This is a genomic window from Chryseobacterium endophyticum (assembly GCF_056333165.1).
This window is the reverse complement of record NZ_JBWGXE010000005.1, coordinates 26,687-52,773: the sequence shown is the minus strand read 5'-3', so window position 1 is coordinate 52,773 and position 26,087 is coordinate 26,687. Positions and strand designations below refer to the sequence as shown.

Below are 26,087 nucleotides of genomic sequence, written 5' to 3'. Positions count from 1 at the left end.
TCTAACTTCTATAATAAAAAAACATTGAGGTTGATATGAGTACCGAAACATTAGAAAAAGCTAAATCTACGATTCCGGTAAAAGGATTTTTAGATATAAAAGATATAATAATTCCTGAAGGGGAAGAACTCGTGCAGGCTATTCTTCAGTTGAAAGAAGAAAAAAATGCGGTGATTCTGGCGCATTATTATCAACCCGGAGACATTCAGGATATCGCAGATTTTCTTGGAGATTCCCTCCAGCTGGCAAGACAGGCAAAAGATACGGATGCAGATATGATCGTATTTTGCGGGGTTCATTTCATGGCTGAAGCCGCTAAGATCCTTAACCCCACTAAAAAAGTAGTGCTACCGGATACGATGGCAGGATGTTCCCTTGCAGACGGCTGTTCAGGAGAAGGACTGCGAAAGATGCGTGAGCAATACCCCAATGCCCTGGTAGCCACCTACATCAACTGTAACGCGGAAACAAAGGCCGAAAGTGACATCATCGTCACCAGCTCCAATGCTGAAACCGTGATTGAAGCATTGCCTAAAGACAGACCAATTATTTTTGCCCCGGATAAAAACCTGGGACGATATTTATCTCAGAAAACAGGCCGCGATATGATCCTTTGGGACGGAAGCTGTATCGTCCACGAGGCGTTCTCCATGGAAAGGATTGCCAAACAGCTGGCCGACAATCCGGACGCGAAACTCATTGCCCATCCTGAAAGTGAAGAAGCGGTTTTAAAGCTGGCGCATTTTATCGGCTCCACTTCTGCCCTGCTCAATTATGTTGAAAAAGAGGACTGCCAGAAGTTCATCATCGCTACGGAAGAAGGAATTCTGCACGAAATGAAAAAGCGGGCCCCTCATAAAGAATTGATCCCTGCCTTGGTCTTCGACGAAACCTGCAACTGCTCAGAATGTTTCTATATGAAACGCAATACCATGCAGAAGCTGTATCTGTGTATGAAATACGAGCTTCCTGAAATCATTATCGATGAGGAATTAAGATTAAAAGCTTTAAAGCCTATTGAGGCCATGCTTGATCTTTCAAAAAGTATAAAATAAATGAGAAAGCGGGTTTTATACTCGCTTTTTTAAACTTTAAATCTGTACAAAATATTAGTGATGACTAAAATATTTCTTGAAGACGTAAAAATATATGCCTACCACGGCGTTTTACCGGAAGAAAATATCATCGGGACCTACTATCTTTTAAATCTCGAAATCCACACCGATCTATGGAAGGCCGCTGAAACCGACGAACTGGAAGACACGATCAGCTATGCCGATATTAACGGGATTATTCATAACGAAATGAAGATCAGATCTAAACTGCTGGAACATGTCGCAGGAAGAATCATCTTAAAAATTCATGAGAGCTTTCCTGAAATTTCTTACATGAAATTAAAAATCACCAAGACTGCTCCGCCTATGGAGGGTGAGATGAAAGGAGCGAGCATTGAGCTGGAAAAAAGCTTTTAAGCATGGTCATTTAAAAAAGTTGTAATTTTGATTTAAATACATATTACATTGAAATTCATCAGAATATTATTTCTTCTAGCTTCCATTACGGTTTTCGGACAAACAAAAGCCGACAATCAGGTGGCGGCGTACAATTTTCCGAAGCTGAAATCCAGCATTACGATGCCGGTTACCATACCGCTTTCTGAGATCAGCAATATGGTTAATGCTTCTGTAAAAGATCTTATTTATCAGGATGATTCTTATACCGACAACAACAATGACCAGTTTAAAGTAAAGGTCTGGAAAACCCGTCCCATAAGACTTGTCGGCGGCACCAATCAAAATATCCTCATTGAAGTTCCTCTGAAGATCTGGGCTGAAAAAGGAATCGGCACGCTCGGGATCTATACTTACCAGAATACGACTTTTGAAACGGTGATGTCTTTCAGTACCTCAATCGACCTAAAAAATAACTGGACGATTCTTACACACACCCAACCCAATGGCTTCAGATGGGTAACCAAGCCTATACTGGATTTTGGTGCCATAAAAATTCCCATCACTTCTCTGGTAGAAAAGAGCCTGAAGGAACAGCAGGAGAAGTTTTGTAAAACCATCGATCAGCAAATGAGCAGCCAGTTGAATTTTCAGAATTATGCGGTAGCTGCCTGGAATGCTTTTTCGAATCCTTTCCCTATTTCGCAGGAATTCAATACATGGCTGAAAATCACGCCGATTGGCGTTCATATTACACCACTGAAATTTTACGCCAACCAGCTCACTACCAGTTTGGGTATAGATATTTATTCTGAAACTTTTACCGGAAACCGGCCGGAGTCTTCACAACCTGTAAAGTCGGCTGCGGATTTTGGTTTTGTTTCGTCCCTTACCGATCAGTTTTTACTCCAGACAACAGCGAATGTTCCTTTTACGGAAGCAACAACGATTGCCCGTAATATGTTCTTAAACAAAGAATATGACGTCAGAGGATCATCCGTTAAAATTACGGATATAAAAGTATATGGCGTCGATGACCGGGTAATGATCGAAGCGCAGACGGAAGGCTATGTGAACGGTACGGCTTTCATTTCCGGAATTCCGGTTTATGATGATCTGAAAAAGAAAATTGTACTTTCCGATACAAAATTTAAGCTTAAAACTTCAAATATTCTACAAAAAACGGCCACACTGCTGTTCCGGGGAAGGATCGTAAAAATGATCGAAGACGAATATGGTATTCACACCCAGGATCTTGAAAATACCTCTAAAAAAAGTATTGAAGAAGCATTCAACAAAGAATATTATAAAGGTTTGAAAATGAGCGGACAGGTATTTAATTTAAAACCGGCAGATATCCTGATGAATCCTTTGGGCATCACGGCGGTTATCAATACAAGCGCTTCTTTAAAATTAATATTAAACGGAATGTAAAACTTATCTATTTAACCATGAAAAAAATATTAAAAATTGTAGAAAATAACAGAGCAACTTCCTGGAGCCGCTTCGGCAACTATATTATTGACAGGGTTGCTGTTCTTGCTTTCTTTGCGTTATTCGGATTTTTCGCTTCTTTTATGTACCAGCTTTTTGGCATCGAATACTTTATCAATGTAGCTACAGCATTAGGATCTGTAAATAAATTGATGGATATAATCATCACCTCAACCGTCTATTTTGTATATGCATTGCTGATGGAATATTTTACAAAAGGCAGAACCATCGGAAAGTACATTACCAGAACCAAGGTTATCTCAACGGATGGCACGGAACCTACTTTTAAAGATTATTTTATCCGGAACATATCACGTCTTGTACCTTTTGATGCATTATCTTTTTTAGGAGGAGGAAATGGTTGGCACGACAGCTGGAGCGATACAAGAGTCATCAACATAAAAAATTATAAAGCTGAAACCCAGATAAAAAGCGAAATAGAAAGCATCGGCACGAAAGAAATTGCCTGAAAAACTTTTGTCGAATCATATATTTTGTTATATTTGCACACCTAAAAATGGTAAAGACAGGGTACTTTGGCCGAGCGGCTAGGCAGTGGTCTGCAACACCATCTACAGCGGTTCGAATCCGCTAGGTACCTCACAAGCCTCTCTATATAAACTGGATTCCAGTAGATTATAGAGAGGTTTTTTTATTAAATGTCATTTCTATCATTCTAAAGCTGTTCCGGATTACTTATCCCATTTTCAACCATATCCTCTTGTAATTTAATTTTAATGCAAAATCCTCAGAATGCACCTGAGGATTAAAAAACTAATAACCATGAAAACTCAAATTGAGTATGAAAAAAGGCTACGTATATCGCCTGTAATTTATGTACGATAAATTAAGGAGCCTGGTTTTAAACATGGATAAAATTTAAATTTAACGGATCGTTCGACACTTTATCGGGCGAAATTCATCCTAACAAAAATAACTCCCATCCGGAAGCTATTTATTTTTAAAGATAATCAATTAACGTATAATTTTTTCTATGCCGGCTTTTGCACAGTTAAATGCGTCTTCAGCTTCTTCATGAAGGATATTAACTGAAATTTCAAAGCCACTTGCCATAAAAAAAGTCACATGCCCGTCAATATTGAAACTAAGAAAACCGATATGGTTTACATTAATAACCAATGGCTTGCCCAATACTTTGGCACCCTCGATAGAATTGGGCTTTTTTACAGTGATAACATTAGAAGCCTTTACATAGAGCAGGCCGTCTTCTGTTGTTTTTATAATATAAGACACTAGGTAATTTTAATGTAAAGATACATATTTTACCAATAGAAAAATCCCCGGCCAAGGCAGAGGATCAAATGAAAAAATTAATATTTAAGTGATGGTGTTTTCTTTAAAAATATTCTCAGATTGCTCCGAGAATATTGAATTGTAAAGTTCCCGTAGGATTTTTTAATAGTTGCATTTAGGTATTCAACTATTATGCCATGAATTCTTAATATTTATATTCCGTAAAAATTTATAAAATAAAGGAGGAGGCATTCGTGAAAAGAGGCATTACAAACAAAAAAGTCCCTGAATAACAGGGACTAAAAACTAATAACCATGAAAACTCAATTAAACATGAGAATCGGTACAAATTTATACATTATTTTTTTTAAAATCGTTGATTATGATCTATAATTTTCTGTATATTTTTCTTAGGCTATTTATGTTTTAAGTACATTTGTAAAAAACCGATGATATGACATTCAGCAAAGCATTAAAACACAAGAAAACAATTTTGAGAGAATCAAGCAATTTCACCAAAACTCTTTATGATTTCATCATTATACCTTCTATTGAAGAAGAGGGAAAGAGATTCCTTGAAGACTTCAGAAAATCACCATCCTCATTTGTTGACGAAAGCAGCAAGTCGTACAGCAGCAATTCAAGATTTAAATTATTTCTGTACTGTAAGAATCAAAATCCGAACGAATAACGCACAGGAAGGTATAGAAACCAAAATCATTTATTTAAACAAAAAAAGTCCTCATATTTCTACGAGGACTAAAAACTAATAACCATGAAAACTCAAATTAAACATGAGTGACTGCAAATTTAGTAAATGTTTGAGTGAATGGAAATGTTTTCTCCGATATATTTTATCTATTAACAAATTTTACCAATGATTAAAAAATATTTAAGCGCAAAAAAACAGCGGTATTCACCTTAAACAAAGCAGTTCAGGAATATTGGAAAGAAAATTAATTAACTAAAAATTTAAACAAACATTTAATTTATGTTAAACTCAATAAAAAAGGCTCTCAGAAATGAGAGCCTCTATAAGGTTGATATAAGAAGAATTATTCTTTAATGAATTTCTTCTGAACAGTTACCTGATTATCATCAATATCAATCACATACACTCCATTGACAAGCGTATGGACATCGATTTTGTTGTTTAAGATAACTCCTGAAGATACCAACTGACCTGCAGCATTGTAAATTTTATAATTCGCTCTACTACTGATATTTTTGACATTTAATACGGTTCTTACAGGGTTTGGATAAATAAGAATATCTGTCTGATTAACCGGGTTGGGAACAATCGGTTTAGAAATTCTTACAGTATAATCTTCTACCTCTCCATCCTGGAAGTTGGTACAGTTCACAGGAATTCCGTCCTTCTGCATCGCAACTCTCATTACGACATATTTAAAATCTGTCAGGCTGACGAATGCGTCTACAGGTACAGAGAAAGTTCCGCTTACCGTTTGCTGGTTATTCGGTCCTGAAACAAAAACCCTTTCATTAATATCGAAATATCCGTTTCTGTTGAAATCGATCCAGACAGCTACCCCGGCATTTGTACTGCCTGATATTTTCTTTTCAATAGTAATTCTATTATTGGAGGATCCCTGAATCATTTCGATAAACTTCGCTGTAATACCGGTATAATCAGTATAATTTGAACCTGCAGATTCGTTGATCTTTTCAGGTTTACCATTTGGCGTTACGGTTACTTTTGAAATATATTCGGAAGCAGAACCTGTAGAAGCCATCTGGCAATACGTTATCGTCGGTGTTGTAAACAAATACAGCAATGAATAATTACCAGGAGTACCGCCGCAAACATTGGCAACCTGCATCTCATATTCGGTAAGCTCAAGCAGGCCTGATAACGTTACCGTATTGGTATTTGAAGTAACAGTGGTCCAGCTTGGAATACCCACCTTTCTATATTTCAGGATGTATGTTGCTCCCGGGAAAGGATCCCAGGTTACCTGAGCGGTCGTGGTGGTAATATTTGTAATCGTTAACCCCGGAGGAGCAATATCACAAGTTCTTAATGTTTTAAATACTTTAGGATTAGACCAAGGATTCATTGTGCTTTCGTTATCACACATATTGGCAATCTGTACTTCATAACTCGTAAATACATCCAATGATCCCAAAGGATATGAATTAGCAGGTGCTGCTGGCAACGAAATCGTTGGGCTCCATCCACTGTCTCCACTTCCTACGATTCTGTATCTCATGAAATAATGTGAACTCGCTGCTAACGGAGACCAGGTAATTAATGCAGAGTTTGTCGTGATATTGCTGATTACCACATTCGGAGGTGTAGGATCGCATCTTGTGGTAAATGTATTGTTTGAAGGCGTTCCTTCAGTTCCGTTACAAACGGCCACTACCTGTACATCATATGAAGTTGCAGATAAAAGGTTATTTAACGTAACGGTATTGGTCGGCTGCGGATAAGGAGCTGCTGCCACACCGGTAGTCTGCCAGGTTGCTCCCGGCACCTGTGCTTTATATCTGACAATATAATTTGCCCCGCCAATATCCTGATTCCAGGTCAATACGATTGAGTTATGGGTTGGCGTACCTAATGTTACCACAGGAGTTGCGTTGCTGCACACTCTTAAATTGATATTGTCAATAGCCGCAGGAGGCTGTTCACCGCCGCCGCCGTCATTTTTCCATTCAAACACAATACGCATGGTGCTGCCTGCAAAGCTTGATACGTCTAATGTCGGATTCAGCACGGTTTGCCAGGTTGTTTGCGAATTATAATTGTTCCCTATCTGAATTCTGCCTGGTCCTGCATCGATCTGATTGCCTGAAGAAGGCATATACGTCGTAGGAACCAACCACACTCTTAAATAATCCCAGTTGGATTCTCCTTCTGCTTTCCAGTCAAAAGAGAAAGTCGCGGTAGTCGTCGTGGCTGGAATGGTAATATCTCTGTACGCATGCACTACACTCGACTCGCTGGTGTCGTACTCATTGGTAGAACCGTTGGTACTTGAAATATATAATGAGTTACCGGTATTTCCGGTTGCACTTCCATAAGTCCATTTGTTGGTTTGTGTACCGTTGGTATATCCTAAGTCACTTCCCGTCGTAAATTGCTGTACATATGGAATTGTTGCAGGGATTTGTGACGTGGTAAAACTAGGTCCCGCCATCCAGAAACTTGTATCTGAACCTGAACATACCGAACGTACCCAGAAATAATACGTTGTGTTCGGCGTCAGGGGAGACAGAGTTGCCGAAGTTCCCGTTGCACTTGAAGTGGGTGTACTTGAAGCTGTAGGAGGAACGTTAGTCGTGGTAAGATAAATCTGATATCCGCCGGCAGGTGCCGGTGAAGGAGCCGTCCAGCTGATGGATGCAGTATTGGATCCTACACTCGTTACCTGAATATTTTGAGGCACTTTACACGTTGGAATACTTAAATTAATATTATCAATGGCAACCGGAGGCTGTGTACCACCGAATCCGTCATTGGTCCATTCAAAAACAAGACGCACTACACCGCCTGCAAAAGAACTCAGGTCAAGCCCGGTGTTGAAGTAATTCTGCCAGTTAGACTGCTGATTTAAGTTTCCGTCAATTTGAATATTGCCTCCGCCGGAGGTAATCTCTGTTCCCGGATCAGGTACGTAACTTACAGGTACCAGCCAGATTCTTAAATAATCCCAGTTAGATTCACCTTCGCCTTTCCAGTTAAACATCAGTGTAGCATCAGTGGTTCCTGCAGGAACGGTGATATCCCTGAAAGCATGAACAATACTCGATTCACTGGTATCGTATTCGTTTGTCGTACCCCCGGTGTTGGAAATATACAATGAATTGGCAGGATTTCCCGTTGCAGAGCCGTAAGTCCACTGGTTCGTCATTGTTCCGTTACCAAGTTGAAGGTCATTTCCTGTCGAAAAGTCCTGTACGTATGGAATAGTTCCCGGGATCTGCGTTGTTGCAAATGGAGGTCCTGCTACCCAAACACTCTGATCCGTTCCACTACATACAGAACGCACCCACCAGAAATAGGTAGTGGCTGTCGCTAAACTACCAGGATTTGCCGTTGTTCCGGCATTCGAAATTAATGTACTTCCAGAAGCTGGAGGCGTATTTGTCGTACTGAGATAATATTCATATCCCACACCAGGTGCAGGCGTAGGCGCTGTCCACTCCAAAGTCGCACTATTAGGTGCTACAGCGGAAACCGTAAGAGCCGATGGCATGATACAGGTTGGAATACTGATGTTAATGTTGTCAATAGCAGCCGGAGGCTGAGATCCGAATGAATTATCGTTGGTCCATTCAAACACAAGTCGCATGGTTGATCCTGCATACTCACTGATATCCAAACTTGGGGTAGAATACGTTTGCCAGGAAGACTGCCCATTGAATTGTCCAACCTCAACAATTCCCGTACCCGTAGAGATGTTGGTCCCCACAGTAGGTGTAAAGGTATCCGGAACCAGCCATACTTTCATATGATCCCAGTTTCCTTCCGCTTCTCCCTGCCAGTCAAATGAAAAATTGGCAATAGTAGATCCCGCTGGAATTGTGAAATCCCTGTAAGCATGCACTATACTGGTTTCACCTGTGTCATACTCATAGTCAGCTCCATTATCGGAGATATACAAAGAATTGCCGCTGTTCCCAATAGCAGAACCATAAAACCATGCATTGGTAGCTGACCCGTTTAAGAGTGTAAAATCATTGCTGGTATCAAAGTCCTGTGAATAAGGTAATGTAGCTGGTGCTTGTCCATAGGCATCCGGTATGGCACCGAGATTTAACAAACACAGAAGAAGTACTAATAAAGTAGAAATTCTCTTCATAAGTTATCATTTAATATTAATCATTGCAAATCTAATTCGTTTTTTACTAATAAATACCATGCACTTAGATGTTTTTTCTAAATACTATGTTAATTAACAATCAGAAAATTTATTAAAACGAATAAAATGTTATTTTAAAAATAACGTACAAATCAAAATTTTAGTACTATTCAAGTATTTCTAATTATTAAAGAAATAAATCCTCCACTGATAGCATAATAATTATATCATTTCAATTATAAACTGTTTATGATTAATATTTATACACTCTCAATTTAAATATAAGACTGAATAATGTAATGAATCTATGATTTACAGTATTTCAGAAATTGAAATAATTTTATAGAAAAAATCCGTCTTACAACTGGCTGTGAGACGGATTCTTATAATGTTAACAATAAGCAGAACTATTCTTTAATGAATTTCTTCTGAGCAGCTACCTGATTATCATCGATATCGATCACATAAACTCCATTAATAAGCGTATGAACATCGATTTTGTTGTTTAGGATAATTCCTGACGACACTATTTGTCCGGAAGCGTTGTAGATTTTATAATTCGCTTTCTTACTGATGTTTTTTACATTTATCACGGTTTTTACCGGGTTGGGATAAATAAGAACACCAGTCTGATCTATTGAATTTTCTACCCTGGGCTTTGAAATTTTAACGGTGTAATCTTCCACTTCTCCATTAGGGAAATTGGTGCAGTTCACAGGAATTCCGTCCTTCTGCATCGCGACTCTCATCACAACATATTTGAAGTCTGTCAGGCTAATAAATGCATCGGCAGGTACAGAGAAAGTTCCGCTTACCTTTTCCAGATTATTGGGTGCTGAAACAAAAACCCTTTCATTAATATCGAAATATCCGTTCCTGTTGAAATCAATCCAGACAGCAATCCCGGCATTCGTACCGCCAGATAATTTCTTCTCAATCGTAATTCTGTTATTGGAAGATCCCTGGATCATTTCTATAAACCTCGCTGTAATACCGGTATAATCGGTGTAATTTGAAGCCTGAGATTCATTGATCTTTTCAGGCTTACCATTTGGCGTTACGGTTACTTTTGAAATATATTCGGAAGCAGAACCCGTAGAAGCCATCTGACAATAGGTTATCGTTGGTACAGTAAAGAAATAGGGTAATGTATAGTTACCAGGAGTTCCGCCGCAAACATTGGCAACCTGCAATTCATATTGCCCCAATTCCAATAAACCTGATAGTGTAATGGTATTCGTATTGGAAAAAACTGTCGTCCAACTTGGAATGCCCACCTTTCTATATCTCAATATATAAGTAGCACCCGGAAAAGGATCCCAGGTCACCTGAGCGGTCGTGGTGGTAAAATTAGTAATCGTTAACCCCGGAGGAGCAATATCGCAGGTTCTCTGCGTAGTAAACACCTTTGGATTAGACCATGGATTTAGTGTAGTTTCATTATCACACTTATTCGCAATCTGCACTTCATAGGTAGTATATACATTTAGTGATCCGAGAGGATATGAATTAGCAGGAGCTGCAGGCAATGGAATCGTTGCGCTCCATCCGGCATTACCACTTCCCACGATTCTGTATCTCATGAAATAATGTGAACTCGCTGCTAATGGAGACCAGGTAATTAATGCAGAGTTCGTCGTGATATTGCTGATTAAGACGCTTGGAGGTGTAGGATCGCATCTGGTGGTAAATGTATTATTAGAAGGCATTCCCTCGCTTCCGTTGCAAACCGCAACAATCTGTACTTCGTATGATGCTGCAGATAAAAGATTAGACAAAGTAGTTGTATTCGTTGGTGTAGGATATGGTGCAGCCGCGATACCTACTGATTGCCAGGAGGCACCCGATCCGACAGGTCTGTACCTAACGATATAACTTGCCCCGCCGCTATCCTGATTCCAGGTCAACACCACCGAGTTATGGGTCGGTGTTCCCACGGTTACTACAGGAGTTGCTTTACTGCATACCCGTAAGTTGATATTATCAATGGCCGCAGGAGGCTGTACACCACCAAAGCCGTCATTTCTCCATTCAAATACAAGACGCATGGTGCTGCCTGCAAAACTTGAGATATCCAGGGTCGGGTTAAGAACGGTTTGCCATGTAGTCTGTAACTGATAGTTGGCCCCGATCTGAATTCTCCCTGTTCCGGCAGCGATTTGAGTTCCTGAAACAGGCATAAAAGTAGTTGGAACCAGCCATACCCTTAGATAATCCCAATTATTCTCACCAGCTGATTTCCAATCGAACGAAAAAGTAGCCAATGTGGTTCCTGCAGGAATCGCAATATCTCTGTACGCATGAACTACACTCGAAGAACCATTGTTATAGGCATTTGTAGCGCCGTTGGTATTGGAAATATAGAGTGAATTGGCAGGATTTCCTGTTGCGCTTCCATAAGTCCATTTATTAACCTGATTACCATTGGTATATCCAAGGTCGCTACCGTTAGTAAATTGTTGGATGTAAGGAAGCGTCGCTGGGATCTGGGATGTTGTAAAACTTGGCCCCGCCACCCAGAAGCTTCTGTCTGATCCTGCGCATACCGAACGTACCCAGAAATAATACGTTGTGTTCGGCGTCAGAGGAGATAACGTCGTCGAAGTTCCCGTCGCACTTGAAGTGGGTGTACTTGAAGATGTAGGAGGAACATTGGCTGTCGATACGTAAATCTGATATCCTCCGACCGGGGCCGGTGAAGGGGCCGTCCAGCTGATGGATGCTGTGTTAGAACCTATACTCGTGATCTGGATATTCTGGGGAACTTTACAAGTTGGAATACTTAAATTAATATTATCAATAGCTATCGGAGGCTGTGTACCACCGAATCCGTCATTGGTCCATTCAAAAACCAGACGCATAACATTTCCTGCAAAAGAACTTAAATTGAGACTCGGATTGAAATAATTCTGCCATCCTGCCTGCTGATTAAAGTTACCGCCGATCCCAATTCTTCCGTTACCGGCAGTAATTTGCGTGCCGACCGTCGGTACATAATTTACAGGAACCATCCATACCCTCAGATAATCCCAGTTGGATTCTCCACTACCTTTCCAGTCAAACATTAACGTAGCATCGGTTGTTCCTGCCGGCACAATAATATCCCTGAATGCATAAACTACACTGGAAGAACCTATATTATACGCATTCGTTGTACCATTCGTATTTGAAATATATAGTGAATTGGCAGGATTTCCTGTTGCAGCACCATGAAACCATTTATTGGCTTGCGTTCCGTTAGAAAGCTGAAGATCATTTCCTGTCGAAAAATCCTGTGTATAAGGTATGGTTGCCGGTATTTGGGTTGTTGAGAAACTAGGCCCTGCAACCCATGCGCTTTTATCTATAGCACTGCATACCGACCGCACCCACCAGAAATAGGTTGTAGCGGTCGCTAATCCACCCGGGGTTGCTGTTGTTCCTGCATTCGTAAATCCTGTCGTCGCAGAGTTCGGAGGCGTGTTTGTCGTACTCAGATAATATTCATATCCTACTCCCGGAACTGGGTTGGGAGGCGTCCATGTAAGAGTAGCGGTATTCGTGGTTACTGTAGAGACAGCCATATTAGAAGGCATGATACATGTAGGAATACTGATATTAATATTATCCACTGCGATCGGAGGCTGGGTTCCGAAAAAATTATCGTTCGTCCATTCAAACACAAGCCTCATTGTAGATCCCGCATATGAACTAATATTCAAACTTGGCGTACTATAGGTCTGCCATGTAGATTGCTGATTAAATTGCCCCACCTGAACTCTCGCTGTACCGGCGGCAATATTACTGCCTGCAGTAGGTGTAAAAGCAGTAGGAACCAGCCATACCCTCAAATAGTCAAAGGTTGATTCTCCCTGCCCTTTCCAGTCAAAAGAAAAATTAGCAATCGTGGATCCCGCAGGTATCGTAAAATCCCTGTAAGCGTGTACTATACTGGTGGATCCGGTAGTATAGGCATTAGCACTGTTATTATTGGAAATATACAGAGAATTACCTGTATTCCCTGTAGCAGAACCATAAAACCATTTATTGACTGCAGAACCGTTTACGAGTGTAAAATCATTTGCAGTGTCAAAGTTTTGTGAATATGGCAACGTTGTTGGCGCCTGTCCATAAAGCACAGATAGGGATATAGACATAAATAAGCAAAAAAAACCTGAAAAAAACGTATAAATTTTCATCATAAGTTATCATTTAATGTTAATCATTGCAAATCTATTAGTTTTTTACTAAAAAACAGCACATAAAAGAATATTATTTACAAATAATCTATATAATTTTTGAAATAAAAAAACAATATAAGATAACCACTTTCACAAACAGTAGTGACAAAGCCGGGAATAATATCACAGATAAGTTTATGAATATAATATTTCCGACCTTCTTCTACTGTTTGAGAGAGAGCAAACGCCCAATAAATAATATAGGCTATCTTCCGAGAGGTATTCTTATTGCACGATGAAAACATCTTACCACGACCGGAATCACCTTCTAATAACGGACGATGAGAGATGTCTGCCCCGGCGGCGAAAGCATCTCTCAGAAAATAAAAACACATATCTTATTTAATTTATCATCAAAGGATCCTTTTTGCCCTCCCGGCATAATACATTTAAAGTGTAAAATACTAAATGATCCGACATAATGCCGGGTAAAAAAGAAAGCCTTTGAACTAAATATCCAAAGGCTTTCATTAAAAGTTTTATATAAGAGTAAATAATTACTAAAAGAATTTCCCCCTCTGTCTCATATTAGGATTGTGCATATGCTTTTGCATAGACGGCATTTTAAGCTGTTCCTTCATCATTTTGATCTGATCCGTCATCATTCCGGCACTGTCGAGTCTTTTCGCCTCGTCAAGCAACTTCTGTCCCTCCTGCTTTCTTCCTTTAGAGATTGCAGCAGCAGCAAGATTTAATGTGGCCATCGCACGGTCATGCTTCATATTCAGTCCATATTCCAATGCTTTTTTCATGAGAGGCTCTACTTTTGTCGGATGATCCTGGGCCTGTGTTAATCCCATCAGGTAGTGATAGTAGCCATATTGAGATTTATGAAGCTGTGCCTGATAATTGGTAATATTTTTCAGCCAGTCCGATGCTTTTTCCATATTCTGTTTTCTGAGCTGCCAGAAAGCCAGCAGGATATATTCATTTTTAAAGAAAAGCAAAATAGGTGCTGCCGCCAGAAGGAAAACCACAATACCCCAACCCAGATTTCTTGTAAAAAACATCATATAAAGTCCCAGTAAAATGAGAACTGCAGCAATGGCTATTTTTATATATTTATTCATTATTAAATTTTAGAAGTGCAAAGATAAGAAATTTGGTTGTTAGTTATTAGCTGTCAGCTGATGGTTCTCGATTAAAATTTCATCATTAAACAAACAAATACTACCCAACAATTTTTTCATACGTCTGAAAGCAAAAATCATATTGGTTTTTCTCGTCCTTTTCATGACATACCTCACCTGTTTTTTTCCATACTTTCGGATCGATTTTCGGGAAATAAGTATCGGCTTCAAGATCGGCTTTCACTAAAGTAACTTCAAGTTTATCAACAAGATCTATGGTCTGCTCATAGATATTGCCGCCACCGATTACAAAAACTTCCTCATCGATTTTTTTAGCAAATTTGAGTGCTTCCTTAATGCTTCCCACAATCAGGATTCCTTCTTCGAACCAGTCGGACTTTCTGGATACCACAATATTTGTACGGTTAGGCAGAGGTTTTCCGATGCTTTGATAGGTTTTCCTGCCCATGATCACCGGATGTTCTGATGTAATATCTTTGAAGTGTTTTAAATCTTTCGGAAGATGCCAAAGCAACTGATTTTCAAAGCCAATTTCGTTCTTCTCTCCCATGGCCACGACGATTGTTGTCATTAAAATTATTTTTTACAAAATTAGCACATAATTTGTATATTTGGTTAGCACAAAAATTTTTAAAAAAATTAAACTATGAAAAACAGAGGCTGTCTGAGCGCCGGAACCATCGGAATTGCTCTTCTGATCATCGTTGCCGTTTTATTCTTCTGGGGTAAAAGCGGCTATAACGATTTTGTAACTAAAGAACAGAACGTCAATACCAAGTGGTCTAATATTGAAACTGTTTACCAGAAAAGAGCGAACCTTATTCCTAATCTTGAAAGAACGGTAAAATCATATGCTAAATTTGAACAGGAAACACTCACAAAAGTTGTTGAAGCCCGTTCCAAAGCCACTTCTATAAACATAGATCCTACCAATATGACAGAACAGGATATGGCGAAATTCCGGGCTGCACAGGGTGAGTTATCCGGGGCATTAAGCCGGTTAATGGCTGTCGTGGAATCTTATCCTAATCTAAAAGCAGACCAGCAGTACATCAATTTCCAGAGAGAATATATTGCCATTGAAAACAGCATCCGTACAGAAACGGTATACTACAATCAGGCAGCTGAGCAATATAACACCGCGATAAAAAAATTCCCAAATAATATTTTGGCGAATTTCACCAATTTCAAGGAAAAACCTTATTTCAAAGCAGAAGCAGGAGCTGAAAAAGCACCTGATGTATTTACAGAATAATGGCCGGTAATTTCCTAACAAGTCAGCAGATAACTTCCCTTGTGGAAGCGATCCGGTCAGCAGAAGAACAATCTACCGGCGAAATCCGCGTGCACATCGATTCAAATACGGATAATGACAATGCTAAGACAGCATTTAAAGTTTTCGAAGAATTGTGTATGGATAAAACCACCGAAAGGAATGCCGTTCTTTTTCATGTCAATTTCGAACAAAAATATCTTACTATTATCGGCGACACAGGAATTCATGAAAAGGTAAGCCAGTCATACTGGGATCATCTTCATGATTTTATTACGTCTGAATTTGCTAAAGGAAATTACTACAAAGCCCTAAAAAGTGCTATTCTTGAAACCGGTCTTGAACTTAAAAAACATTTTCCTGTAACGGGACAAAACCCCAATCAGCTGTCTAATGAAATTACGTTCTCTTAAATCAGTACTTTCATTCATCCTTCTATGCTTTTACCTATTTGTATCAGCACAGTATACGGTTCCCAAAAAGCCTGCTGTTCTGTATCCGGTTTTTGACGAAGCCAATCTTCTTTCGGAACAGGAAAAGGATAATCTTAATAAAAAACTGATTGCTTTCTCAGATTCCACGTCGACTGAAATTGAAGTGGTCATCATCAAATCCACCAATGGAGAAGATGTGAATTTTCTGGCTAGTATGTTCGGGGAAAAATGGGGAATCGGGCAGAAAAATATTGACAATGGTGTTGTCTTTTTAATTGCAACTGAAGATCATACCATGTCGATTCAGCAGGGACGGGCAGTTGAACAATATTTAACAGCTTCTGTTGCCGGCCAGATCCTTGACTATATCGTCACCCCCAATTTCAAGCAGGGCAAGTGGTACGAAGGAATTGATCGTGGCACTACAGCCATTATGGAGGCCGTTCAGGGAAAATTCAAACCTTTAAAGGGAAACAAAAAAAGCAGTGATGGAGGCATCGTTAAAATCATGATTATCGCTTTTGTCATCTTCATCATCTTTGCAGTGCTTTTCGGAAACCGCGGTGGCGGAAGAGGCGGAAACGGAGACGACGATGATGTCATCCTTTCCAGAAGAGGGCGAAGAAACTATCCCGGCGGATTTTTTCCTTTTCCAGGCAGCTTCGGCGGTGGATTTGGCGGTGGAAGCTCTGGCGGAGGAGGCGGATTCGGAGGCTTTGGCGGAGGCGGAAGTTTCGGTGGAGGCGGCGCTTCGGGAGGATGGTAATCAGCAATACGGTCAGCATTAGCAAATTACAGTTCCCTGTAAAAATTTCAATATTATTTCGCAAAAAACCATTTTTACCGTACTTCTTTAAGCTTTATTAATAAAAATATTCAGTTATTGGTATTAAAAAATTAACAAACAAGGCTTAAAACTGTTTTTAATTTAAAAATTTTTCATTAAATTTACTGAAAACAGGTTTATGAAGAAGACATTGGTAGTTTTTGCGCATCCTTATTTAGAGCATTCAAATTCGAATGCAGAACTTATCAATTTCTATGTTCGTCAACAACATTTTACGCTTCGGGACCTGTACGAAGAATATCCTGATTTCCATATTGCCGCATTCAGGGAACGCAAAAGGATAAAAAACTACGAACGTTTCATCTTTCAGTTTCCTCTGATCTGGTTCGGAATGCCGCCTCTTCTTAAACTATGGATTGATGAGGTTTTCGACCGCGACTGGCTTAAAGAAGAGAATGAAAATCCACTGGAAGGAAAGGAAGTTTACATCCTGGTGACAACAGGTGGAAAGGAAAGATCTTTTCACAGGCAGGGAACCTATAAGTTTACGGTAGAAGAACTGATCAGCGGTCTTATCGTATCACTGAATGTTTTCAAGGCAGACATTAAAAATATCAAAATCGTTTACGAAGCCAATAAGATTTCGAAAAAAGAGATTATTTTACATAAACAGGAATTTTCAGACCTCCTAAATCAATAAAATATGGAAACAAGCCTAGCCATGAATACCCTTTTATTCCTGGGCGTTGCCATTATTATGGTTCCGCTGGCCAGGAAGTTCGGACTAAGCTCTGTAATAGGATATATTGCAGGCGGAATCATCATTGGCCCGTATGTCTTAAGATTGACGGGAAAGGATGTAAATGACATCATGCACGCCAGTGAATTCGGCGTCATCATGCTTCTTTTCCTGGTCGGACTTGAGCTTGAGCCCCGGAAATTCTGGGAAATGCGGAAGAAAATCGTAGGCCTTGGCCTCACCCAGATGCTTCTTACCATCTCTTTGCTTTTTCTTGTTTTCATTCTGGTCGGATGGCCCCTGGATAAAGCCATTGCCATTGCCATGTGTTTCGCACTTTCCTCTACGGCCATTGTTTTGCAGACCCTGCAGGAAAAAAACAACCTAAAAACCCTTGCAGGAGAAGCCTCGTTTTCCACACTCCTGTTTCAGGATATTGCCGTAATTCCCATTTTGGCCATACTTCCACTAATTGCCCATTACAAAGCCAGGCACCATGATAATGAGATCCAGGTTCTTATCCAGACACTTCCTGAATGGATGCAGTTTGCCACCGTAATTTTGGGAGTAGCCACATTAATATTATTAGGTCGCTATGTCTTTGTCCCCTTTTTAAGATATGTTTCAAAATCAGGAATGACGGAATTGCTCACCGCTTCATCCCTGTTCCTCGTCATCGGGGTTTCCGAGCTGATGGTGGCTATAGGCCTTTCACCTGCTTTAGGGGCTTTTCTCGCGGGAGTCATGCTGGCGAACAGTGAGTTCCGGCATGAGCTTGAGGCCCAGATCGACCCTTTTAAAGGACTCCTTCTTGCCGTGTTTTTCGTCAGTGTAGGATCAACCATGAATTTCAATATCATCCGGGAAGATCCCCTGTTTATTTTCAGTACCGTTTTTGCAGTCCTCGTGATCAAGTTTATTGTTTTGTTTGCGATCGGCCGGTTCTTTAAGATTGATACTCCTCAAAGTCTGTTTTACGCGTTTGCCCTTTCCCAGGTAGGAGAATTTGCTTTCGTTCTTATTAATTATGCCTCGAATCTGTATCTTTTAACACCCGAACTGAATGCGCAGCTGATGGCCGTAACAGCGATCACCATGTGCATAACACCGTTTCTTTTGATCATCAATGACAAGCTGGTTACCCCCAGGTTCATCAAGGAAATCCCTGATTCTGAAAACGATTTTAACATTCTGGACAGCACGGTCCGGCAGAAAAAAATCATCATCGTGGGATTCGGACATTTCGGGAGCACGGTCGGAAGGCTTTTAAAAGCCAATAAAATATCTGCCACGGTGCTGGACCGGGATTCTGACCGGGTAAAATTATTAAGAAGCTATGGCTTTAAAGTCTATTATGGCGATGCTACAAAAATCCCCACCCTGCGCGCCGCGGGAATTGAAGACGCTGAAATACTCGTTCTGTGCCTGGATGATCCCGACGACAATAAATTTATTGCCGATATTGTACGTGAAAATTATCCCAACGTGAAAATATTCGTACGGGCTAAAAACAGAATTGACGCCTATAATTATCTCAATAACGGCATCAATAATATTTATCGCGAAACACTTGGTACCGCTGTTGATATGGCTGTAGATGTCCTTCACGAAACGGGTATGCGCAAATACGCGGCCAGACGTCTCGGGCAGCGATTCATGGCCATCGACAAAGAATCGATCCGCAAGCTGGCGAAAGCGGATGAAGACGATGAAATCCATCTTTTTACCACAAAAGAAATCCTCCAGAGAGAGGAGGATTTATTGGCTTATGATAATCTTAACTTCGAAAATAAGCAATGGGAAGATTCTTCCAACGATGAGGATGAGGAAGAAGATAAGTAATTAATGGATACTTACACTTCCCCCGCTGCTCTCTTCTTTTGTTACCGAAGTTACGTTTCCTTTTTTGTAGACACTGACACTGCCCCCGGAAGAAGCTTCCGCAGAAATAGAAGAAGACGCACTGACATCTACACTGGCTCCACTGGATGCATCCACTTTAAGATGATCCGCTACAAAATCTTTAGCGGAAATACTGCTCCCCGATGACGATGAAATCTCAGCGTTTTTTGCTTTACCGGAAAGATCTAAACTTGATCCGGAAGAGGCTTCGATATCAAGATCTACCGCCCATATTTTTCCTGAGAAGCTGCTGCTGCTTCCGGTAGAAATTTCAAAATCATTGGCCTCAAGATTTCCGCTTACAGAACCTGCACTGGACACTTCGACCTCTGTTTTATCCTGAACGAATTTATCCATGACCGTAATCTCTGCGGCAGAATTGGCTTCAATCTTCGTAAAATCTTTAGCATAAATTTTTGCGGAAACATTATGGTTGTTCATGACCCTGATCCCTTTTTTATAATGGATATACAGCTTGCCGCCGCTGATCTCCACCAAAACATCATCCATGATATTTTCCGGAGCGGAAATGACTACTTTTTCCACATCGGATTTTATAATTTCGGCTTTAATAGCCTGGGAAACTTCAATCTCATCAAAATCTCCGGTAACCTGCTTCTGTTTTACAGGACCGTGATCCGTCGAAACGACATCCTTCACCCAGCTTTCGCCTTCATTGTCTCCATGTCTTTTGTCTTTCCGCCCATCACATGATGCCAGAAGTACAAATGCCGAAAAAATAAAAAGTTTTGTTGATTTCATATTCAGTTGAATTTTATGATTACTTAATTTATTGACAACTAATTTATAAAAAATATTACATCTCTGCCGATTATTACATAAGATTTGAATTGTCCCGAACCTTTCCAGATAAGTTTTTCTGTGAAACCAAAAGCTTAAGCTCTTTTTTAAACTAAGATTTAATATCTTTAGGCATTATTAATAAATCGTTTATGAAGAAGATTTCATCAGTATTATTAATTTCTGCATTAGCATTTAATCAATCCTGTACAACAATGAAAAGCACTGAAACCCAAAAGGAAGTCCCTTCACCGGACGCTTCCCTATCGTCAAATCCTTTCATGAAGAAAAGTAAACTTCAGTATGAAACTCCGGAATTTGATAAGATTAAGGACGAACATTTCAAACCCGCATTCGATTTTGGATTAAAACAACACGACGCCGAAATCCTGAAGATCGCCAACAACCCTGAAGCGCCAACTTTTGAAAATACGCTGGTAGCCCTTGAAAAAAGCGGTGAAATTCTGAAAAGAGCAATGATCGTATTTTCCAATCTTACCAGTGCCAATACCAATCCTACATTACAGGCTCTGGATGAAGAATATGCTCCTGTTTTCGCTGCACATTCTGACAAGATGTATCTGAACGAAAACCTTTATAAAAGAATAAAAGCAATTCCGGAAAGCGGTTTAGATACTGAAAGCAAAAGACTTCTGCAATATTATAAGCAAAATTTCGAAATCGCAGGAGCCAATCTTTCTGCTGCCGACAAAGAGAAACTGAAACAGATCAACCAAGAGCTGGCCTCACTGTCTACCCAATATTCCAACAAATTACTGGAAGCCAGAAAGCAGGGCGGCGTTTTCTTTAGTGATGCCAAAGAACTCGACGGTCTTTCTGCTGATGAAATCGCAGCTGCAGCAAGTGATGCCAAAAACGCAGGAAAACCGGGTCAGTATTTATTAGCTTTACAAAATACCACCCAGCAGCCTCTTCTGCAGAATCTGAAGAACAGGGCAACAAGAGAAAAACTGTTCAAGGCATCATGGACGAGAGCTGAAAAAGGCGACGGAAATGACACTCGGGAAACGATTGAAAAATTAGCGAAATTAAGACTTAAAAAAGCACAGATTTTAGGTAAAAAAAGCTTCGCAGAATGGAAACTTCAGGATCAGATGGCAAAAACGCCTGAAGCTGCCACTCATTTAATGAACCAGATCGCAACACCTGCCGTAGAAACCGCAAGACGTGAAGAAAAAGACATCCAGGATCTGATCGATCAGCAAAAAGGCGGATTCAAGGTAGAACCCTGGGATTGGAATTTTTACGCTGAACAAGTAAGAAAAGCAAAATTTGACCTTGATGAGAGCGAGATCAAACCTTATTTTGAAATCACCACCGTTCTGGAAAAAGGCGTGTTCTTCGCAGCCGAAAAATTCTATGGGCTTACGTTCAAGAAAAGAACAGACCTTCCCGTATACCATCCGGATGTGGTCACTTATGAAGTTTTTGACCACGATGGTAAATCGATTGCGATTTATTACCTGGATTTCTACACAAGAGATTCTAAAAACGGAGGCGCCTGGATGAGCAATTTCGTTGAGCAATCTTATTTATTGGGAACAAAACCGGTCATCGTAAACTGCTACAACTATCAGAAACCTGCTCCCGGAAAACCTTCTTTAATTAGCTTTGATGATGTTTCAACGATTTTCCATGAATTCGGACACTCGATTCACGGGATGTTTGCGAGCCAGAAATACCCTTCCCTGTCAGGAACCAACGTGCCGAGAGATTTTGTGGAATTCCCTTCGCAGATCAACGAACACTGGGCATTAGATCCTGTCGTTTTGAAAAATTACGCCCTGCACTACGAAACCAAACAGCCGATTCCACAAGCTTTGGTCGATAAAATAAAAAAGGCATCTACCTTCAACCAGGGGTATATGACCACAGAATTGGTTTCCGCGGCCGAGCTGGATATGGACTGGCATACGGTAACCAAAGAAAGTGATTTAATTCCGGTTTTAGATTTTGAAAAGCAGTCATTGGCAAAACACGGATTTACTTTGGCAACCGTTCCTCCAAGATATCACACACCTTATTTTGCCCATATCTGGGGCGGAGGGTATTCTGCGGGATACTATGCTTATTTATGGTCCGAAACCCTGGATAACGATGCCTGGGAATGGATCAAAGACAACGGCGGGCTGACCAGAGAAAACGGCGACCGTTTCAGAAAATATATCCTGTCGGTAGGAAATTCGGTAGACCTGAATCAGGCATTCAGGGACTTTACAGGACATGATCCGGATATCAAGCCTTTATTGAGAAACAGAGGTTTTATTAAATAGTAGCTTACCATAAAATATCGATATTAAAAATTATCGTCGGTATCTATAATAATTCTGACCTTTTCTTCATTCTGAAAACAATGAAGAGAGGTCAGAATCTTTTTATAATAGGCTACATTATAAATACAAAAACAACTGATATCAGATTTATCTAAAATTTCAAAATAAAAAAATTATAAATTAGCGTCGAATTTCATTATTAACGATAGCTAAATAGTGAAAGGAAAATAAGATATATTTTTAAATAACTATGAAAAAAATTCTTTTAAGCTCTTTAATTTTGGCATATGGTGGTGTTTATGCACAAAAAGTAAAACCACAAGCCCATAAAATTGATGAAAAGCTTGTAGGCCTATGGAAAGGCAGTGAAAAAGACCAGCAGATCGAAGGTGTTGAAAAACTGTGGATCATGGAAAGAAATCAGGACGGAACTTTTATGCTTCTTTTTACAACGGTTCAGGATTGCGAAGTGAATCAACATGTAGAAAAAGGCCAATGGTGGATTGAAAACGGAGAATTTCATGAATTGCATTACACCTCAGGGCAAACAGATACCTACACGTACGAGGTTCTTGACCCTTCACACATCAAATTCAAATCAAAACAACAATCTATGGAAATGGCGACCGATGACTATACTTTTATAGATACAAGAATTGAGGAAGAAGATCAGTAAAAATTAAAAGCATTCATTTTTGGATGCTTTTTTTAGTTTTTACACTAATGGCGCAATCTGCATCAATAAATTATTTTCTCTCGCTGATTTTGGAGATAACGCAGATTTAAATTAAATCGACAATCAAGCCCTTCAAAACTGCTTTTATTGATACAGGCTTTATTTCATTGGTGAAAATAATTCGCGTAATTTTGTGTCTTAAATTAAATAAATGAATTGTCCCTGTTGTTCCGGAAAAACCTACGAAGAATGCTGTAAGCCTTATCACGATGGCGTAAAGAATGCCCCGACTGCCGAAGCTTTGATGCGGTCGCGCTTTTCCGCATTTGCAATCCCGAATGGTGAATATTTAATGGAAACCACCCTTCCAAGCAAAAGAAAATACCACAATAAAAAGGATTTACAGGAATGGGGCGAAATCAATACCTGGACAAAGCTTGAAATCATTGACAAACCCTCCACAAATAAAGTCGAGTTTAAAGCCTTTTATACTGATGAAGACGGAACTCCTCAAACTCATCACGAACTGTCAACATTTAAAATAATCCAAAACCGATGGTTTTATGCCAGTGGAGAATTTCCTGAATAGCCATGTTTCTTTCTTACAGGATCAATAAAGTCATAATTAAAGCTTCAATTTCCATCTTATCCGTTCTTTATATTATCACCTGTTTACTTTCAATTTATAGTACGCATAGGTGAATCAGTCACGTCAGTAGCTCCTCCTGGAAATTGTTTTCAGGGTTAAATTGCATGAAAACATTGCCTTCTTCATTTAAACACCTTAAAAAAAACACACGTAACACACTGAAAAGTAACAAATTGTACTTGATCGCCTCTTCGGACTGGTTGAAGGCTTCTTCTAAACACTTGATTGTGCATTCGGACTGGTTGATGGCCACATCTGAGTGCCTGATTGCCAATTTGAAACACTTGATGACACATTCTGAGAGGTTGGCGGCCTTATCAAAGTAGTATATTGCCTGTTCGAAATCCCTGATTGTTTTGTTGAATTGATCTTTAATTCATAATGACACAAGACATGGTAAACCATTTTGCAATAAAATAAAAATAAGCTGTCCTAAAAGTCTGGATAGTAATTTTTTTACAATAGCCATAACTTTACCTGACAGTCAGGGTTTTTAAATAATTATTTTATAACATAGTGTAGGATTTGCTCCATCGGAGCAATATCTGTGTAGATCAGTATCATCATCTTGTACCAGAACTCCAGAGGAGTTCTATCTTATGATAGCACACGGCGTGCTTTCGATATTCTATTGTTTTTTTCTACTACACATATATTCCCCATACGGAGCATAAAAAATTTACCTGTTAAATTTTCAGGCGTAAAAAAAAGGCTGCCTAAACTTTTAGGACAGCCTCTTTATATTTGATTAGTGTGCTTCGTCTCCGTCGATCCCGTGGGCATGCCCGTGAGAAAGTTCTTCTTCTGTCGCAGGACGCGTATTTAAAATTTCTACCTGGAAATCTAAAACCTTTCCGGCCATTGGGTGATTGAGGTCGGCAATGACCGCTTCCGGTGTTACTTCCACTACGAATGCCTGGAAGTTATTGCCCTGATTATCGGATAATGGTAAAATAGCGCCCACCGGTGGTGTTCCCGATTCCTGGAACATATCGATCGGCAACTGAGCGATGGCATCAGGCTGTCTTTCACCATAAGCTTCTTCCGGCTGAATTACAAATGCTGCTTTATCTCCGGCTTTCAATCCCAGAATGTTTTGTTCAAATTTTGGGATCATCATTCCAACACCGTATAAAAACGTCAGTGGATTTTCTGCGGTGGTCTCTTCTACAAGAATTTTACTTCCGTCTTCTTCGATGGTGTGAAGGATGTAACTTACAGCTACAACATGATTGTTTTCGATTGTCATAATTTTTCTTTTTTTCGTGAATTTTCCACGATTAATGATACAAATATACTCTTTTTGGATTCACCGGCAGAAGAATAAGCGGCAAAGAAATATCCGTGGCGTTCTATTTCTGGTTTCTGGTTTCCTTTCTTTTTTTCTCCCTCAGCATAAAAAGATACAGACTTTCCACCTTGGTCCTGGCCCATGGCGTTTTCCTTAAAAACTTCAGCGACGAGCTGATACTCGGGTTATCCGTAAAGCATTTGATGTTGATCTGCTCACCCAGCCCTTCAAAACCCTGGTAATAGGCTACCAGTTCTTCCAGAATGGCATCAAGTCTTTTTCCGTGAAGCGGATCTTTAGATTGCTGTTCCATGCTGTAAAAATAGACATTAAATTGTATTTATGGCGAACAATCGTATCATAACAAAATATAATTATGATAATGGCCGGTTAAATGGAATTCATTACATTTGAATCATTAAATCATCATGCAGAATTTACCCCTTATTTTAAAACCCGGAAAAATAAAAAGCATCCTCTTAATGGTTATCAGTATTGGTTTTGTCATTTTAGGAATTTCCCTTTTAGACAAAAATCTTCTTATTGCCATTCTGAACATTGTTTTTTTCGGATTGTGCTTTGTAGTTTTTCTGATCAATTTTATTCCCGGCTCATCCTATCTTAAAATCGATGAAAATGGCATCGAGATGAAAAATCTTTTCAGGATCACTTTTATTCCGTGGGAAGCGGTCAGCACCTTTAAAACAAAATGGATCGTTTTTAACAAGCTTGTAGTTTTCGACCTCAACAAAACCCTGGTGGGCCATAAGATGAAGCTGCGACAGGGTGGTTTTCCGGATACGTACGGAATGCCTGCGGCCAGGCTTGCCGATCTCCTGAACGAGTACAAAGCAAAATTTGATCTTAAAGCATAAGTAAAAACTCCACTGAAAATCACTTCA

At 39.8% G+C, this 26,087-nt stretch carries 22 protein-coding genes and 1 tRNA gene; 15 read left to right on the top strand and 8 right to left on the bottom strand.

Annotated elements, in window-relative coordinates:
• Nucleotides 1-35: 35 nt before the first annotated feature.
• The 5 genes from nadA to AC0N32_RS12510 all read left to right on the top strand — a co-directional run bounded on the left by nadA (nt 36) and on the right by AC0N32_RS12510 (nt 3,546).
• On the top strand, nt 36-1,055 hold the full coding sequence (gene nadA, locus AC0N32_RS12530; RefSeq protein WP_476394207.1) for a quinolinate synthase NadA: 1,020 nt from the start codon (nt 36-38) through the stop codon (nt 1,053-1,055).
• A gap of 57 nt (nt 1,056-1,112) precedes the next feature.
• Complete coding sequence (gene folB, locus AC0N32_RS12525; protein ID WP_476394206.1) at nt 1,113-1,472, top strand: dihydroneopterin aldolase; 360 nt, start codon at nt 1,113-1,115, stop codon at nt 1,470-1,472.
• Nucleotides 1,473-1,520: 48 nt separating this feature from the next.
• Nucleotides 1,521-2,885 (top strand): DUF4403 family protein, encoded by a 1,365-nt coding sequence (locus AC0N32_RS12520; RefSeq protein WP_476394205.1) that lies wholly within the window; start codon nt 1,521-1,523, stop codon nt 2,883-2,885.
• 17 nt (nt 2,886-2,902) lie between these two features.
• On the top strand, nt 2,903-3,415 hold the full coding sequence (locus tag AC0N32_RS12515; RefSeq protein WP_476394204.1) for an RDD family protein: 513 nt from the start codon (nt 2,903-2,905) through the stop codon (nt 3,413-3,415).
• Between the two features lie 60 nt (nt 3,416-3,475).
• Nucleotides 3,476-3,546 (top strand) — tRNA-Cys (locus AC0N32_RS12510).
• A gap of 374 nt (nt 3,547-3,920) precedes the next feature.
• Here AC0N32_RS12510 and AC0N32_RS12505 read toward each other — a convergent pair.
• Entirely contained in the window at nt 3,921-4,199 is a 279-nt protein-coding gene (locus AC0N32_RS12505; protein ID WP_476394203.1) for a hypothetical protein, read from the bottom strand.
• Nucleotides 4,200-4,653: 454 nt separating this feature from the next.
• Between AC0N32_RS12505 and AC0N32_RS12500 the strand changes: the two genes are divergently transcribed.
• A complete protein-coding gene (locus AC0N32_RS12500) occupies nt 4,654-4,890 on the top strand; it encodes a hypothetical protein (protein ID WP_476394202.1) in 237 nt (78 codons plus the stop codon).
• A 364-nt stretch (nt 4,891-5,254) separates the two neighbouring features.
• Here the strand turns inward: AC0N32_RS12500 and AC0N32_RS12495 are convergent, their stop codons facing one another.
• The 4 genes from AC0N32_RS12495 to AC0N32_RS12480 all read right to left on the bottom strand — a co-directional run bounded on the left by AC0N32_RS12495 (nt 5,255) and on the right by AC0N32_RS12480 (nt 14,910).
• Complete coding sequence (locus tag AC0N32_RS12495) at nt 5,255-9,028, bottom strand: fibronectin type III domain-containing protein (RefSeq protein WP_476394201.1); 3,774 nt, start codon at nt 9,026-9,028, stop codon at nt 5,255-5,257.
• Nucleotides 9,029-9,435: 407 nt separating this feature from the next.
• Nucleotides 9,436-13,164: a fibronectin type III domain-containing protein gene (locus AC0N32_RS12490; protein WP_476394200.1), complete on the bottom strand. Its 3,729-nt coding sequence runs from the start codon at nt 13,162-13,164 to the stop codon at nt 9,436-9,438.
• A 584-nt stretch (nt 13,165-13,748) separates the two neighbouring features.
• Nucleotides 13,749-14,318 carry a DUF2892 domain-containing protein gene (locus tag AC0N32_RS12485; protein ID WP_476394199.1) on the bottom strand — a complete coding sequence of 190 codons (570 nt, stop codon included), beginning with the start codon at nt 14,316-14,318 and terminating at the stop codon, nt 13,749-13,751.
• 100 nt (nt 14,319-14,418) lie between these two features.
• The gene (locus AC0N32_RS12480; protein ID WP_476394198.1) at nt 14,419-14,910 is read right to left on the bottom strand and encodes a dihydrofolate reductase; all 492 of its coding nucleotides are present in this window, start codon (nt 14,908-14,910) and stop codon (nt 14,419-14,421) included.
• 75 nt (nt 14,911-14,985) lie between these two features.
• On the opposite strand from AC0N32_RS12480, the gene AC0N32_RS12475 reads away from it, so the two are divergent.
• The 5 genes from AC0N32_RS12475 (at nt 14,986) to AC0N32_RS12455 (ending at nt 19,414) form a co-directional block, all read left to right on the top strand.
• Nucleotides 14,986-15,594 carry a LemA family protein gene (locus tag AC0N32_RS12475; RefSeq protein ID WP_476394197.1) on the top strand — a complete coding sequence of 203 codons (609 nt, stop codon included), beginning with the start codon at nt 14,986-14,988 and terminating at the stop codon, nt 15,592-15,594.
• Nucleotides 15,594-16,025 carry a TPM domain-containing protein gene (locus AC0N32_RS12470; RefSeq protein WP_476394196.1) on the top strand — a complete coding sequence of 144 codons (432 nt, stop codon included), beginning with the start codon at nt 15,594-15,596 and terminating at the stop codon, nt 16,023-16,025. The genes AC0N32_RS12475 and AC0N32_RS12470 overlap by 1 nt, the downstream gene beginning before the upstream one ends.
• Nucleotides 16,006-16,812 (top strand): TPM domain-containing protein, encoded by an 807-nt coding sequence (locus AC0N32_RS12465; RefSeq protein WP_476394195.1) that lies wholly within the window; start codon nt 16,006-16,008, stop codon nt 16,810-16,812. The genes AC0N32_RS12470 and AC0N32_RS12465 overlap by 20 nt, the downstream gene beginning before the upstream one ends.
• Nucleotides 16,813-17,011: 199 nt before the next feature.
• The gene (locus AC0N32_RS12460) at nt 17,012-17,533 is read left to right on the top strand and encodes an NAD(P)H-dependent oxidoreductase (RefSeq protein WP_476394194.1); all 522 of its coding nucleotides are present in this window, start codon (nt 17,012-17,014) and stop codon (nt 17,531-17,533) included.
• Nucleotides 17,534-17,536: 3 nt separating this feature from the next.
• The gene (locus tag AC0N32_RS12455) at nt 17,537-19,414 is read left to right on the top strand and encodes a monovalent cation:proton antiporter-2 (CPA2) family protein (RefSeq protein ID WP_476394193.1); all 1,878 of its coding nucleotides are present in this window, start codon (nt 17,537-17,539) and stop codon (nt 19,412-19,414) included.
• Here the strand turns inward: AC0N32_RS12455 and AC0N32_RS12450 are convergent, their stop codons facing one another.
• The gene (locus AC0N32_RS12450) at nt 19,415-20,236 is read right to left on the bottom strand and encodes a GIN domain-containing protein (protein ID WP_476394192.1); all 822 of its coding nucleotides are present in this window, start codon (nt 20,234-20,236) and stop codon (nt 19,415-19,417) included.
• 191 nt (nt 20,237-20,427) lie between these two features.
• Here AC0N32_RS12450 and AC0N32_RS12445 point away from each other — a divergent pair, with 191 nt between their 5' ends.
• The 3 genes from AC0N32_RS12445 to AC0N32_RS12435 all read left to right on the top strand — a co-directional run bounded on the left by AC0N32_RS12445 (nt 20,428) and on the right by AC0N32_RS12435 (nt 23,834).
• A complete protein-coding gene (locus AC0N32_RS12445; protein WP_476394191.1) occupies nt 20,428-22,569 on the top strand; it encodes a M3 family metallopeptidase in 2,142 nt (713 codons plus the stop codon).
• A gap of 250 nt (nt 22,570-22,819) precedes the next feature.
• Nucleotides 22,820-23,245, top strand: a complete 426-nt coding sequence (locus tag AC0N32_RS12440; RefSeq protein WP_476394190.1) for a hypothetical protein — start codon at nt 22,820-22,822, stop codon at nt 23,243-23,245.
• 211 nt (nt 23,246-23,456) lie between these two features.
• On the top strand, nt 23,457-23,834 hold the full coding sequence (locus AC0N32_RS12435) for a YchJ family protein (protein WP_476394189.1): 378 nt from the start codon (nt 23,457-23,459) through the stop codon (nt 23,832-23,834).
• 808 nt (nt 23,835-24,642) lie between these two features.
• Here AC0N32_RS12435 and AC0N32_RS12430 read toward each other — a convergent pair.
• Complete coding sequence (locus tag AC0N32_RS12430; protein WP_476394188.1) at nt 24,643-25,143, bottom strand: FKBP-type peptidyl-prolyl cis-trans isomerase; 501 nt, start codon at nt 25,141-25,143, stop codon at nt 24,643-24,645.
• A 103-nt stretch (nt 25,144-25,246) separates the two neighbouring features.
• Nucleotides 25,247-25,498 (bottom strand): VF530 family protein, encoded by a 252-nt coding sequence (locus AC0N32_RS12425; protein WP_476394187.1) that lies wholly within the window; start codon nt 25,496-25,498, stop codon nt 25,247-25,249.
• A 115-nt stretch (nt 25,499-25,613) separates the two neighbouring features.
• Between AC0N32_RS12425 and AC0N32_RS12420 the strand changes: the two genes are divergently transcribed.
• Nucleotides 25,614-26,060, top strand: a complete 447-nt coding sequence (locus AC0N32_RS12420; RefSeq protein WP_476394186.1) for an STM3941 family protein — start codon at nt 25,614-25,616, stop codon at nt 26,058-26,060.
• The last annotated feature ends 27 nt before the right edge of the window (nt 26,061-26,087 follow it).